Annotated in this window: 14 protein-coding genes; all 14 read right to left on the bottom strand. The window is 48.2% G+C overall.

What is annotated here, in order from left to right; translation table 11 throughout:
- Window positions 1-6: 6 nt before the first annotated feature.
- Window positions 7-663 carry an NADH-quinone oxidoreductase subunit C gene (locus tag FHS16_RS22800; RefSeq protein WP_183568272.1) on the bottom strand — a complete coding sequence of 219 codons (657 nt, stop codon included), beginning with the start codon at window positions 661-663 and terminating at the stop codon, window positions 7-9.
- On the bottom strand, window positions 660-1,178 hold the full coding sequence (locus tag FHS16_RS22795; protein WP_169084508.1) for a NuoB/complex I 20 kDa subunit family protein: 519 nt from the start codon (window positions 1,176-1,178) through the stop codon (window positions 660-662). The genes FHS16_RS22800 and FHS16_RS22795 overlap by 4 nt, the downstream gene beginning before the upstream one ends.
- On the bottom strand, window positions 1,163-1,534 hold the full coding sequence (locus tag FHS16_RS22790; protein WP_183568270.1) for an NADH-quinone oxidoreductase subunit A: 372 nt from the start codon (window positions 1,532-1,534) through the stop codon (window positions 1,163-1,165). The genes FHS16_RS22795 and FHS16_RS22790 overlap by 16 nt, the downstream gene beginning before the upstream one ends.
- Window positions 1,535-1,632: 98 nt before the next feature.
- A complete protein-coding gene (locus tag FHS16_RS22785; protein WP_183568269.1) occupies window positions 1,633-2,856 on the bottom strand; it encodes a GerAB/ArcD/ProY family transporter in 1,224 nt (407 codons plus the stop codon).
- A 7-nt stretch (window positions 2,857-2,863) separates the two neighbouring features.
- A complete protein-coding gene (locus tag FHS16_RS22780) occupies window positions 2,864-3,106 on the bottom strand; it encodes a hypothetical protein (protein WP_183568267.1) in 243 nt (80 codons plus the stop codon).
- Between the two features lie 9 nt (window positions 3,107-3,115).
- Window positions 3,116-4,366, bottom strand: coding sequence for a Ger(x)C family spore germination protein (locus tag FHS16_RS22775; RefSeq protein ID WP_183568265.1), 1,251 nt, complete (start codon window positions 4,364-4,366; stop codon window positions 3,116-3,118).
- A complete protein-coding gene (locus FHS16_RS22770; protein ID WP_246431906.1) occupies window positions 4,363-5,976 on the bottom strand; it encodes a spore germination protein in 1,614 nt (537 codons plus the stop codon). The genes FHS16_RS22775 and FHS16_RS22770 overlap by 4 nt, the downstream gene beginning before the upstream one ends.
- A 270-nt stretch (window positions 5,977-6,246) precedes the next feature.
- Window positions 6,247-8,469, bottom strand: a complete 2,223-nt coding sequence (locus tag FHS16_RS22765; RefSeq protein WP_183568261.1) for a methyl-accepting chemotaxis protein — start codon at window positions 8,467-8,469, stop codon at window positions 6,247-6,249.
- Between the two features lie 258 nt (window positions 8,470-8,727).
- Entirely contained in the window at window positions 8,728-9,129 is a 402-nt protein-coding gene (locus FHS16_RS22760; RefSeq protein ID WP_183568258.1) for a F0F1 ATP synthase subunit epsilon, read from the bottom strand.
- Window positions 9,130-9,150: 21 nt separating this feature from the next.
- On the bottom strand, window positions 9,151-10,557 hold the full coding sequence (gene atpD, locus FHS16_RS22755; protein WP_183568255.1) for a F0F1 ATP synthase subunit beta: 1,407 nt from the start codon (window positions 10,555-10,557) through the stop codon (window positions 9,151-9,153).
- A gap of 78 nt (window positions 10,558-10,635) precedes the next feature.
- On the bottom strand, window positions 10,636-11,496 hold the full coding sequence (gene atpG / locus FHS16_RS22750; protein WP_183568252.1) for an ATP synthase F1 subunit gamma: 861 nt from the start codon (window positions 11,494-11,496) through the stop codon (window positions 10,636-10,638).
- A gap of 109 nt (window positions 11,497-11,605) precedes the next feature.
- Window positions 11,606-13,120: a F0F1 ATP synthase subunit alpha gene (gene atpA / locus FHS16_RS22745; protein ID WP_183568249.1), complete on the bottom strand. Its 1,515-nt coding sequence runs from the start codon at window positions 13,118-13,120 to the stop codon at window positions 11,606-11,608.
- A gap of 25 nt (window positions 13,121-13,145) precedes the next feature.
- Window positions 13,146-13,685 (bottom strand): F0F1 ATP synthase subunit delta, encoded by a 540-nt coding sequence (locus FHS16_RS22740; protein ID WP_183568246.1) that lies wholly within the window; start codon window positions 13,683-13,685, stop codon window positions 13,146-13,148.
- Window positions 13,682-14,164: a F0F1 ATP synthase subunit B gene (gene atpF / locus FHS16_RS22735; RefSeq protein WP_183568243.1), complete on the bottom strand. Its 483-nt coding sequence runs from the start codon at window positions 14,162-14,164 to the stop codon at window positions 13,682-13,684. The genes FHS16_RS22740 and atpF overlap by 4 nt, the downstream gene beginning before the upstream one ends.
- Window positions 14,165-14,241 lie beyond the last annotated feature (77 nt).

Here is a 14,241-nt window from a genome sequence, read left to right as displayed (position 1 = left end):
GGCTGCCTACACCTCCGGGTCTATCGGTTCGTAATCTTTGCGCAGCGGATGCCCTACCCAATCGTCAGGCATCATGATCCGCCGCATATCCGGATGGCCTGGGAAATCGATCCCAAGCAGATCATAGATTTCACGCTCGTTCCAATTGGCCGTTGCCCATACCGGCGTCGCGGAGAACACGGCTGCCGCATCCCGTTCAGTCTTGACTTTGAACGCTGCCTCTCGCTTGGTGCTCAGAGAATACAGATGATAGACAACCTCCATATGCGTCTCATAGTCGACCCCGGATACATTGCGCAGGTAATTGAACTGCAGCTCGCCATGCTCCTTCAACAGCCTCGATACTTCACGCCAATAGCTATTATTTATAATTATGACAGGCATATCGCCGTTCAATTCATTCAAATATGCGTCCTCAACCGCGGATTCCGAAACCTCGCTCTTTATCAAGGCAGCCAGCCTATCCAGCTCAGGCTGCCTTGGAGAAGGCGGCTTCGCAACCTCTGGCGCCGCTTCCCCAGCCTCAGACTCTGTCTTTTCCTTCGCGGCTGCTCTTGCAGCGCGCGCTTCGGCTGCGGCCTTCAGCTTCGCTTCCCGCTCTGCATCGGCAGGAGCCTCCCGGACGACGGGCTTTTCCCCGTCCTTGCCTTGCTCCTCGCTCATCGTCCGGTCACCCGCTTCCCGGTTTTCGCCTCGTATCGGATTTTTTCTTGAAGCTTATTGATCCCGTAAATAAGCGCTGCAGGGTTCGGCGGGCAGCCCGGTATATACACGTCCACCGGAACGATTTGATCAACGCCTTTTATGACCGAATAGGATTTAATATAGGGTCCGCCGGCCGTCGCACATGAGCCCATCGCAATCACCCATTTGGGTTCAGGCATTTGATCGTATAATCTTCTAAGCAGAGGACCCATCTTTTTGGTCACCGTGCCTGCCACGATCATGACGTCCGACTGCCTAGGCGAAGTGCGGAACATGACGCCGAAGCGATCCAAATCGTAATGCGACGCGCCCGTACCCATCATTTCAATTGCGCAGCAAGCCAGCCCGAAGGTAAGGGGCCATAGCGAATTGCTTCTTGCCCATGCTTTCAACTGCTCCAAGGTTCCCATGAACACATTGCGTTCCAGTTCTTTGCGTTCTTCTATTGAAATTGACTCTAAACTGAATTCCATTTCAGCACCTTCTTTTTCCAGGCATATAGAAGACCAATCAGAAGCATTCCAGCAAAAATCAGCATTTCGACTAGCACAAATAAGCCGAGCTTATTATATGCAACGGCCCACGGGTATAAGAAAACGGTTTCCACATCAAAAATGACAAACATTAAAGCGAATAAGTAATAGCGGATGTTGAAACGGACCTGTCCCTCACCTACAGGCTCATTGCCGCTTTCATAGGTGGTTTGCTTAAGCGCATTCGGCTTATTCGGTCGAAGCAGCCTTCCCACAGTCAATGCAACAACTGGCAGCAAGATGCCAAGCACGATAAAAACAGCCACGACGACATAGTTATTGGCGTAGTTTTCCACACAATCGCCTCCGTCAATTCGTTAGGTACGGACCGTTGCCGCTTGGTCAATTTTCCTCACAATTATAACAAATGCTTCCACTGACGTCTATGACGGAGTTAAGCTTTCGCCGGCTCCTGGTCAGGCGTCCCAATCTTCTCATTCGTCATGTCGGTCTGCTGAGCATCCTGGGATTTCTGCGGTTTTATTTCCGGAAAGCCTCCGTCGCTGCTGTCCCTTTGTTTCCTTATCATCGCTATCATCAGAAGCAAGAAAGGCAAGAGGAAGCCGTGAAAGAGACTGTATACCGTCCACACTCCCATGGCAAAAACTCTGGAATGCGCGACGTTGCGGTACGCGATTAGGGAAAGCGGAACGATAATAAACGCGTACGGAACGATCAGCGTGCGGTAGGTAGATAAATTCAGCATTTGAGCCGTTAGCACCGCCAATACGTATACGCATAAGGCGAGCTTCATAAAAACGGTTCCGATCCATACCATAGCAACCAATATTTCGACACGAACCAATATTTCTTCAATATTGATGTTTTTGGCCATATCGTAGACAGCGAACGGACTGCGGCTCGTCTCGTCCACTCCCATTACCCCAACCAGAAACACCGTAATCAAAACGCTCAAAAACGTGATGAGCAAAACTGATGTTTTCAACGATTTTCTTAGCTTTTTACGGTCCTGCTTCCGTACTAACGGAAGAATAGCCGTTATGAACACAAACTCGCCGATCGGAAAGCCTAAAATCGGATATACCCCTTTAAGCGGCCTAAGGACTCCCTCATATAATACCGGTTCGAAGTTTTGGAAACTGAACTGATTGAACAGCGAAAAGATGATAATGACGATAACCAGCATTCCCCAGCCAAACAAAATCTCCCCCGTTCGCGCGATCGTCTCAATGCCGAGGAATACGCCATAAATGACGACCAGCATGAACGTACTGTCGATGAACCATTCCGGCGTCAACGGCAAGACGGACAGACTCATAAAGTCTGAAATATTGCGAAGCACTAGCGCGCTTAATAGGAGAAAAAATAGTATGTAAATAAACGTGAGCGCTTTACCGGCCCATTTCCCTACAATTTTTTCGGCATACTGCGCGAGAGACATGTTCGGAAAACGGTCGGCCAATGCCAGATATACAAGTAAGATGAAATAATTAAACGGGCCTGCTATCAGCATAGACAACCACCCGTCTTGCTTCGCGATTGCCGTAACAGCCGACGGCAATATTAACGCAGCGCTGCCCTGGGCAAACATTATCAATATTTTCGCAGCCTGCCCTGAAGAAATTTCTGCATTGTTTATCCCTGCAAATTTACTCATATATGCATTACATTCCTTCCTCAATCCATGCTAAGATCGGTTTATAGATAGGCGCAAGTACAGCTGAGATCCAATCTGTCGGGTTGGGAATGGGCATATTCAACAGTATAGCCAAGCTATATAATGCGCCAATGACCAATATAAACAAGGACCAGCCTCTTTCTCGAAAACGCCCAACTCCACCATTATGCCTCCAGATAACAATGCCCGTAGCAATGGCGAACAACACTAGAATGATTGGCCCCAGCATGCTGATCACTCACTTCACAATAGATTCTCCACGAATTCCTGAGCCAACTATGTTCGTTTTGCACTCGATTTCACTTTTGACAGAAGGAAATTCGGCCTCCCAATTTTTTCCCATTTTTCTCCAGACGTATGGCTCCTGCAAATAGATTTCTTTCCCCCAGCCAAGCGCATCGATACGAAGCTTCTTCTGCAGCTTATTAATTGTTTCTTCAATTTCGTCCTTTACTGCCAGACTCGTCATCGTGCCAATCTGATTCAAAACTTTCTCATCGCTCACATCGACATTCGGACACATGATTTCTTGGATGCTTCCCGTTATCCGGACGTTCACCTTTATGATTGGTTTCCCTTCTTCATCGCGTTTGACCTTATATTTAATCGCTGAATCCTGAACCTCAACGATCAGCTTACCCTCGGAGTCAGGACAGGACAGCTTAACCACCGTGCTTTTAATTTTGTGATGAAGCCATGACAATCCTCTTGACTCTTTAGGCTTTAAAAAATCAACCAGTTTGCCTTCGCGAAACACAGCCATCGTTGACAGCACAGGAATCGCAGCAGGCGGGATGCTATTCACATTCTCATTCGAATGGCCCAATGCTTTATCTCCCTCAATCCGAATGGATGGGAGAACAGATTGTTGTTTCCCTTCGCCTCTCATTCTTGTCAGCTCCTTGACCTTAACACTGAAATTGGTCCCGTAGGCAGCCTGATTAACCTGTATGATTTCATGGATTTGATTGATAGGAATGGGTTCCAGCTGGGTCGTCAACTGCAGGAGCTGCTCAGCTTTCATTCCCCGGGTAATGATAACGGAGATATCGGTTCGTATATCTGGATTTCGTTCGATCAAGTCTACTAACGGAAATATGCCTGTTCTAGCCATTGATTCTCCGATAACAAGCATTTGCGTATGCGAGAAAAAGAGCCTCCTCGATGTTTTTGACGTCATTTTTCGAATCGCTTCAAATAGTGTATCACCCGTTTCCGTAAAGCTGGTTACTGCCGTACCGCCGATGCCGCTCTTGCTTTCAGCGGCGACGTTTTGGGGGAGCACCACCTGCACAGTCAGCTGGAGCTTCTGTTTGCCGCTTGGATCTTCATCTACTCCAAGCGCGAGCACCACGCCCAGCTTGTCCAAGTACCGAAGGTCCCAGCAGCCGCTTATTACAATGAGCATACAGGCAGACCACACAAGAAAACCTTTGCGCCATAATAAACGCAGCTTGTTTTGACGCTTGCGCTCTAGGTTGCGGCTCATTGTTCTGGCTCCTTCCTAACCTCCGGCTCAATATCCTGCCTTACCATATTCTGATTGCCCAGCTTTTGCGGCCTTTTCCGCATCAGCCACAATGGCGCACGGACTAGCGTATCCTTCATATCATTGAGATAGAATGGAGCAAAAGGTTTAATATACGGCATTCCGAACGATCTTATATTGCTTAGATGCAACAGGAGCAGCAGCACAACAAGGCCTATACCATAAAAGCCTAATGTGGAAGCTGCAAGCAGGAGAATAAAACGCAATAGCCTCGCTGCAATGCCCAAGCTATAAGTAGGCGAGACGAAGCTGGCGATCGCGGTGAACGAAACGACGATGACGACTGCAGGCGAGACGATGCCAGCCTCTACTACGGATTGCCCGATAACCAAACCGCCTACGATTGAGATCGTATTCCCGGCGGCGCTAGGCATTCGAACAACCGCTTCCCGCAGAATTTCAAATACAAATTCCATGATGAAAGCTTCCAGATACGCCGGAAATGGTACGCCCTCCCTTTGTGCGGCCAGCTTCAACAGCAGCTGTGTCGGGATCATTTCCTGATGATAGCTTACGATAGCGACATAAACCGACGGCATTAGCAGCGCAATCAAAAACGATACAAAGCGCAGCATCCTTAAGAAAGTCGCAATATCGAACCGCTGATAGTAATCCTCGGATGCTTGAAAAAACATATTTAGGATAGCCGGTACAACAAGAACAAACGGTGTGCCATCGACCAGAATCGCAACTCTGCCCTCAAGCAAATTTCCGGCAACTGCATCTGGACGTTCATTGCTCAATATAGTCGGGAAAGGTGACCATTTCTGATCCGCAATCAATTCTTCAATATATCCGGATTCCAAAATACCGTCGATGCGAATCGACTCCAGCCGCTCACGCAAATCTTTGAGCACATTCTCGTCAGCTAGTCCTTTCACATACATAATGCTAACCGGCGTTTGCGAAATCTCCCCGATCGTCCACTGCTCCATCCACAGCTTTGGGCTCCGTATTTTCCGCCGAAGCAAGGACGTATTCGTACGAATAGATTCCGTGAACCCCTCCCTTGGACCGCGAATTGCCATCTCGGTTTTTGGTTCCTCTATGCCTCTTCTAGCTCCGCCTATGACATTGGCGCCAACGGCTTGATCCGAGCCCTCGACGAATAAAATGCCATAGCCCATGAACAGCTTCTGGAATAAAAGCTTCCAATCGCAAATATCCGTTACGATGCCAGTGGATAAAATATTAGCCTTGATCACTGCCAGCAGCTCTTTAGGCTCTACCGGCTCATCGAGCGGAAACCGTTCTCTATGCAACGGCTGAATAATGAATTCATCCAATCGCTCATCGTCAACCATGCCTTGCACATACACGATGAGTGCTTTCGTTTGGTTTCGATCCACAAGGGTCAGCTCTCGGAAAATAATATCCTGGCTTTCTCCCAGCTCCTTTTTTATGCTTTCCATATTTTCTGATATCGTTAGCGAGAGAGGCTTGTTCTCATAAGGATCAAGCTGCTCCTTCTCATGCTTCTCTGCACGAGGCGAGCTTTTCATTGCCTTTTTCCCTGCTTTGCTATTACCTTGTGAGCCTGGTCCGAACATATGCCCCTCTCCTTCCGTCATTCATAGCATGCCGTCTTAGGATAACTATTCCATGGCATAATTATGTATGGGGCATTTAAATCCTTTGAGCGTATCCCTTTATCTGACTGCACGCCAAAAAGCTGCATACACCCGTATCTAAACGGTTGCATGCAGCTCTCCTTGAAATATAGGAAAGTATATCTTTTCGCCAACTTTCTCTATATTTCTACGCGAAACGTAAGCTTAGCCGCCAGAGGACGGCTTCAGCCGTTTACGCTTGATTCCAAACTATCGAATTCTTGATTCCGTCAGTTTAAATTGACCGACCAATTGCTGTAGGAGCGTCGTAATCGACTCTACGCTTTGTGAGGTTTGCCGAACGTTTGTCATTTCGCAAATAAGCTCCTGCACCTTGCTCTCCACATCGGAGGAAACCTTGCGATTTTCTCTGCTGACGAGTGCGATCTTCTCCATCAGCTGGACTACCTCGTCAACGACTTGCGTTTTCCGCAAATCCTCAGCGTGCGCATTCGACAATGTATTCGCTGCTGCGGCAACGAGCTGATTGCCTTCCTCGACCACTCTTGTTCCCTCATCCATAGAAGCATAGGCCTGCTTGGCCTCATCATAAATATGGCGGGTAATGACATGTACTTCTTCCGTCGATTTCTTGGTCATATCGGCAAGCTTGCGGATTTCTGAAGCCACCACAGCAAAGCCGCGTCCTTGTTCGCCAACTCTTGCTGCTTCAATAGAAGCGTTGAGTGCCAACAGATTCGTCTGCGCCGATATTTCTTCGATAACGTGCAGCACGCCTTGAATCTCCTGAACGGTGTCCATAAATTTATGAATCGTTTGGTTCGATTCCCCCACCTTGAGGGAGATATGATGCATCTTCTCCCCAATACGATCAACCTCGGATTTAGCAACGGCTATCTGCTCCGCAGCTTGTTCTTCGAGCTGGTTCAACGTTGTACGCATATCGCCTGCTGCATCCTTAGCCATGTCGATATCCTTAAGCTGCAGCCTGATACTGCCGATCATGTCCGTTACCTTCCCGCTCACACGTTCGGTTGACGCCGAGGTTACTGCTGCCGATTCATTCAGCACATGCTGACTGGATAAAACGTCGGAGGAAGCAAGTCTAACTTGCAGCATGATGCCCTCTAACGAGTCGATCATATTATTGATCCATTTCGCTAATTCCTTCGACTCGTCATTATCGAATTCATTCAGCGTCAACCGCTGAGTCAAGTCGCCTTTTCCTTCTGCATTGATGCGGATAAAACGATTGATTCGGCGCAAATGCGATACGACCCGCTCAGATTCTTTCTTCTGGAACACTCCGCTGTAGATTAAACCGAAAAGAAGATTAAAGATGCCTGCTGCTGTTGCCGTCACCCACACAGGGGCGCTTGCTGCAATGAATACAATTAACAGCGCAGTCATTATGCTTAAGCTCGCAATCGAGATGAGCTGAAGCTTTCTTTGTCTCCAACCGACGCTTCGGATCCGGTAGACCTCTTCCAAATCACCTTCGCACATCATTCCCCATTGATCCGGACAATATGGAAGCTGGAAAGTAACGCCTTTGCCAATAACAGATATATGTCTATAGTCCGAATATCCCGGAAACTCCACGAATAAATTATTGCCGTTGCGAATCGTATTCGCTACGCCCGGATGCAGCTGACCGGTTGCCGGATCAGTAAATACAATTTCGAGCTCGGTGTGCTCTTTAATGGAGACCACGCCCCAGTCAGTCGTTACTCCGTCCTTCAGATTCTCTCCGTGGGTAAAGGTACGATCCTCGAAGCGGCTCCGCGAAAGGGCGGTACCCGGTGCAATCTGCGTATTCAAACCAGCCTTCGCCATAAATAAGTAGTTGTCTCCGGAATCGGGATACACATGCCCAGATTCCCTTTGAATCAAGTCGCCCAGCACATCATTGGGAACGCGTCCGCATAAGGTACCTATAACTTTTTCGTTCAATACAATCGGCACCATAAACATTAATGTCATCTGGTCATGAAACGATGACGAGCGCGCTCCCAACTTCAACGTAATCGGATCACTAAAGGGTCCGAACAAGCATTTCCGCGGAGTGCTGGTTTCTTTGGTGTAGGCAAGCCCTTGCTGCAAATGGCTTTCTAATGGATAGGCAACACCGACATGTGCGTTGTAGGTCGAACTGACTACCGTTTGTTTTTCATCTAGGAAGAATAGCTCAGTGAAGTCGATTGCTCTAGCATATGTTCGTTCAAATAATCTTTCTATTTGTGACTGTACTGTAGAAGTAGTAGAATCCTCAGATTGACTGAGCACCGCTGTCATTTGCCCGCTTAATCGGTCTAAATGCGTCCAATAATCCGCCGCCCATGTAGTGAGCAGCTCTTTTCGCGTCTCGGCAATGCCTTCGAAGCTTTGTTCGACGTCCATTTTCAGCTGTTTGTTCAATTGCCAAGATACCCAGAGCGGAAATCCTACCTTCATACCTAACCAGTCAAACATATGACTCTCCCCCTGCTAGCTCTATATCATTTCTAATGTTAACTATATTAACATATAATATAGGGAATTTCATACAAAATATTAGAGTTTTTGTCGAAATAACTAATTTTCTTGTATATATTATATCATTTCAACTCGAAAACACGAATATTAGAGAGAATCTACTTTCAAGTTTGGACTATGTAAGATTTCCTACCCCAATAACAAAAGCATCATCCACACCCGTGAGGGAGTGAATGATGCTTTTGTCTTGCACGACTATTTATGCTTAATGTTCAGACGGTTCATTGCACGCTGCAAAGCAAGCTCCGCACGACGGAAATCAACCTGATCCTGTTTAGCAGATAGACGCTGCTGGGCACGCTGCTTTGCGGCTTCAGCACGTTCGATGTTAATATCGGTCGCAAGCTCAGCGCTTTCGGCAAGAATAACGATCTTATCCCTGCGTACCTCGATAAAGCCTCCATTAACCGCTATAACATCAACCTTATTGTTGTCACGTTTGATGGTAACAGGAGCGATACGAAGTGGCGTTACTAGTGGAATGTGGTTTGGCAGTATGCCAAGCTCGCCTTCAACACCTGTTACGCTAACCATATTCGCTGTCTCTGCATACACCTTACGCTCTGGTGTTACGATCTCTACCAAAAAAGAACTCATGTGGATTCCTCCCGCCTTTCGCTATACTAGCGTTTTGGCTTTCTCCACGGCTTCTTCAATCACACCAACATATCGGAAAGCTTCTTCCGGAAGGTCGTCATGTTTGCCCTCGAGAATTTCTTTAAAGCTGCGAACGGACTCTTTAACAGGAACGTATTTACCTTTCGTACCTGTGAACGGCTCCGCAACGTGGAACGGCTGAGATAGGAAAAGCTGAATTTTACGTGCGCGTGACACGGTCAATTTATCTTCCTCGCTAAGCTCATCCATACCAAGGATTGCGATGATATCTTGAAGCTCTTTGTAGCGTTGAAGAATTTTCTTAACGCCTTGAGCAACGTTGTAATGCTCTTCGCCCAGAACAGAAGGGCTAAGGATACGTGAAGACGATGCAAGTGGATCAACCGCAGGGAAGATACCCATCTCGGAGATTTTACGCTCCAAGTTTGTCGTTGCGTCCAAGTGGGCAAACGTAGTAGCAGGAGCCGGATCCGTATAGTCATCGGCAGGAACATAGATCGCTTGGATCGAAGTAACCGAACCTTTTTTCGTAGACGTGATACGCTCTTGCAGTTGACCCATTTCAGTTGCCAGCGTTGGCTGGTAACCTACCGCGGAAGGCATACGGCCTAGAAGGGCCGATACCTCGGAGCCTGCTTGCGTGAAACGGAAGATGTTATCGACGAACAATAGTACGTCTTTTCCTTCTTCGTCACGGAAGTACTCAGCCATTGTCAAACCAGTCAAAGCAACGCGTTGACGCGCGCCTGGCGGCTCATTCATTTGACCGAATACCATTGCTGTTTTGCTTAGTACGCCGGAATCCTTCATCTCGTGGTAAAGGTCATTACCTTCACGAGTACGCTCACCTACACCTGCGAATACGGAGATACCGCCGTGCTCTTGCGCGATGTTGTTGATAAGCTCTTGAATCGTAACCGTTTTACCAACGCCCGCGCCGCCGAATAGGCCGATTTTTCCGCCTTTTGCGTATGGTGCAAGCAGATCGATTACTTTAATTCCTGTTTCAAGAATTTCCGCTTGCGTGGACAATTCGTCGAAAGCAGGTGCCGGACGGTGAATCGGAAGATTGATGCTTGAAGTCACATCGCCAGCTTCATCGATTGGTTGGCCAAGTACGTTAAATACGCGGCCAAGCGTTGGCGCGCCAACGGGAATCGTAATAGCTGCGCCAGTATCCACAGCGATCATACCGCGTACAAGACCGTCTGTCGTACTCATAGCTACGGCACGTACCTTATTGTCACCGAGGTGAACGGCAACTTCAAGCGTCAAGTTAATATCAATGCCGCCTGCTTCGCCCTTTTGCTCGATTTTGACAGCGTTCAAAATTTCCGGCAAATTGCCGCGTTCGAACTCTAAGTCTACGACCGGACCCATGACGGATACAACATGTCCTTTTTTCATGGTTTTCCCTCCTGGTTCCTTCTTGTTACTGCATGCCGGTCAGCTTATCGCAAGCGACTGGCCCATGCAGAGCATATATTAAGATTGGGCGTTTGCCCCTGCAACGATTTCAGAAATTTCCTGCGTAATCGCAGCTTGACGCGCTCTATTGTAAGTGAGCGTCAGTTGGTTAATGATTTTCGATGCATTTTTCGTTGCGCTTCCCATGGCTGTCATACGCGCGCCGAACTCACTCGCTTTGCCGTCAAGAACTGCGCTGTAAATGAGCGTTTCCGCATATTTAGGCAGCAGCACTTCAAGCACGCCTTCCGGTGATGGCTCGTACTCATACGATGTTACAGCTGTGTTCCCGCCTACTTCTTCAAGCGGCAGCAAACGAACGGCTGTTGGGATTTGCGTTATCGCATTGACGAATTCGTTGTAATAGAGATATAGCTCATCGTAAGAGCCCTCTGAAAAGTTTTTCACTGCGGAATAAGCAACCGACTTAATATCAGCGAAAGTCGGAGCGTCTGGCAAGCCGATAACTTCCTCAACGATCGGCATGTTGCGGCGACGGAAATAATCACGGCCTTTCCGTCCAATCACGAACAGCACGTATTCATCGCTTGATTTATGGTTCTCACGAATGGTTTGCGTTACTTTACGAAGAATATTCGCATTGTAACCGCCTGCTAGACCACGATCGGACGTAATAACGAGATAACCCGTTTTCTTAACCGGTCGGTTCTCCAGCATCGGATGTTTTACATCCTTGGTGCCGGCAGCGATGCTTGCTACAACTTCCTTAAGCTTCTCAGCATAAGGACGAGCTGCCTGCGCAGCCTCCTGAGCTCTTCTCAGCCTGGAAGCGGCAACCATCTCCATCGCTTTGGTGATCTGCTTCGTGTTTTGTTTACTCTTGATTTCGCGTTTAATATCGCGCATACCTTTTGCCATTTGGTTTCACCCGCCTTTGTTGCTTTGGACCTGCTCCAAAGCCTGGTGTTGGTGGAGTAAGAGCAGCCTTAGCCCGGACTAAAGCGAACGGGCATCGGCTATATATTTGTTATGCCGTTACGGCAAAGCTTTTCTTAAATTTATTGAGTGCGTCAACAAGAGCTTTCTCGTTGTCAGCAACGATGTCCTTCGTGTCACGGATCGATTGGCCGATTTCTGGGCTGTTCGAATCCAGGTACGCGTGGAACTCTTTCTCGAAGCGTAGGATATCGCCTACTGGAATTTCATCCAAGTGGCCTTTAACCGCGGAGAAGATAGAGATAACTTGCTTCTCGACCGGCATCGGCTTGTTAACGTCTTGTTTGAGGATTTCCATTGTGCGAGCACCGCGGTTAAGGCGGGCAAGCGTTGATTTATCAAGGTCGGAACCGAATTGTGAGAACGCTTGAAGCTCACGGTAAGCCGCAAGGTCAAGACGGAGCGTACCGGCAACCTTTTTCATCGCTTTAATTTGAGCGGATCCGCCTACACGGGATACGGAAATACCAACGTTAACCGCTGGACGTTGACCGGAGTAGAATAGATCTGCTTCTAGGAATATTTGACCGTCCGTAATCGAGATTACGTTCGTAGGAATGTAAGCCGATACGTCGGATGCTTGCGTCTCAATGAATGGCAATGCCGTCATAGAACCTCCGCCTCTAGCGTCGCTAAGCTTAGCTGCACGCTCTAGCAAACGGGAGTGCAAGTAGAATACGTCACCAGGGTATGCTTCACGACCTGGTGGACGGCGAAGCAAGAGTGAAAGCTCACGGTAAGCTGCTGCTTGTTTCGATAGATCATCATAAATAACGAGAACGTGCTCGCCTTTGTACATGAAGTACTCACCCATTGTGCATCCCGCGTAAGGAGCTAGGAAAAGCAATGGAGCTGGCTCGGAAGCACCCGCTGTTACAACGATTGTGTACTCAAGCGCGCCGTGGCGGCGAAGCGTTTCAACAACGTTAGCAACAGTCGATTGTTTTTGGCCTACAGCAACGTAAATACATTTCACGCCGTTGCCTTTTTGGTTGATGATTGCATCGATCGCAATCGCCGTTTTACCAGTTTGACGGTCACCGATGATAAGCTCACGTTGTCCGCGGCCTACGGGTACCATCGCGTCGATTGCTTTAATTCCCGTTTGCATAGGCTCATGAACCGATTTACGGTCGATAACGCCTGGCGCCGGAGATTCAATCGCGCGGAATTGAGTCGTGTTGATTGGTCCTTTGCCGTCAAGCGGCTGACCAAGTGGATTGACGACGCGGCCAAGCAGCTCATCGCCGACAGGTACTTCCATAATGCGTCCCGTACGTTTTACTTGATCGCCTTCACGGATATCCGTGTATGGTCCAAGGATAACGACACCGACGTTGCTTTCTTCCAAGTTCAAAGCCATACCGACAACACCGTTGGAGAATTCGAGCAATTCGCCCTGCATCGCATTTTCCAAACCGTGTACGCGGGCGATACCGTCACCGACATTGATTACGGTGCCGACGTCTACGACTTGAATTTCGGATTTATATTGTTCGATCTGTTGTTTAATCAGCGTGCTGATTTCATCAGGTCTGATACTCAATTCGTTCACCCCTATCTACAGTGCATTAGATTTTAAACGATTTTTGTAAACGTTCCAGCTTGCCGGACAAGCTTCCGTCATAAAGACGGTCACCGATGCGTACTTGTACGCCTCCGAGCAAGGATGGCTCAACGACTTGCTGTGCAATAATCGTTTTGCCGGTTATTTGTCCGAACTGTGCCGCTACGCCTGCAAGCTCTGCATCAGACAGCGCTTGAGCGGAATATACGGTCGCATGGGCTTGGCCAAGTGCATCGCCTGCAACTTTGGTATATGCTGCATATACCTCAGCGATAGCATCCTGACGGCGGCGAGAAATCAAGATTTGCACCGTGTTAAGCACGAGTGCGGATATACGGTCACCGAATGCCGCTTTCAGCACGGCAATCTTTTTATCTGGATCGATGCTAGGAAGAGAAAGGAATTTTTGAATGTCTGCGTCTTGCTCAAGTGCCTGAACGATCAGCTTAAGCTGCTCTTCTACCTCAGAAACAACCTTCTGGTTCTCGGCAACCTCGAACAATGCTTTAGCGTAGCGCTTCGCTACGACCGCATCGCGGCTCATTTATTTCCAACTTCTTTCAAGTATTGACCTACCAATTGCTCTTGCGATTTCTCATCCACTTGCTTCTCAATAATTTTCGACGCGATTTTCACGGAAATGCCGCCAACTTCTGTGCGAAGCGCTGCAATTGCCTTGTTTTTCTCGCTTTCGATATCTTTGAGAGCATCGTCCTTCAGACGGGATGCTTCCGATTTCGCTGTTTGAACGATCTCTTCCGCTTGCTTCGAGCTCGTCGTTCTGGATTGCTCAATAATTTCGTATGCTTCCTTGCGAGCTTGCTGGAGTGCGGCTTTCTGCTCTTCCATCTGCTGTTCAGCTGCCTTACGGCTGCTTTCAGCTGTGTTCATTTGTTCAAGCACAAGCTGTCTGCGCTTCTCCATTACTTCGAACAATGGACCAAAAGCATACTTGCTTAGCAACCAGTACAAAAGACCAAACGCGACCATCGCGATTACTGTCGATTCCCAATGCCATCCCATAGATGCCACTCCTTTCTCACCACAATATTGTCTTAATCATAACGAAGGCGAAGAGGGCTAAGGCCTTCCCCGCCAAT

The sequence above is a fragment of the Paenibacillus endophyticus genome, from assembly GCF_014192395.1.
Taxonomy (GTDB): Bacteria; Bacillota; Bacilli; order Paenibacillales; family Paenibacillaceae; genus Pristimantibacillus; species Pristimantibacillus endophyticus.
Note: the sequence above shows the minus strand (reverse complement) of the source record. Positions and strands in the feature narration are given on the sequence as shown.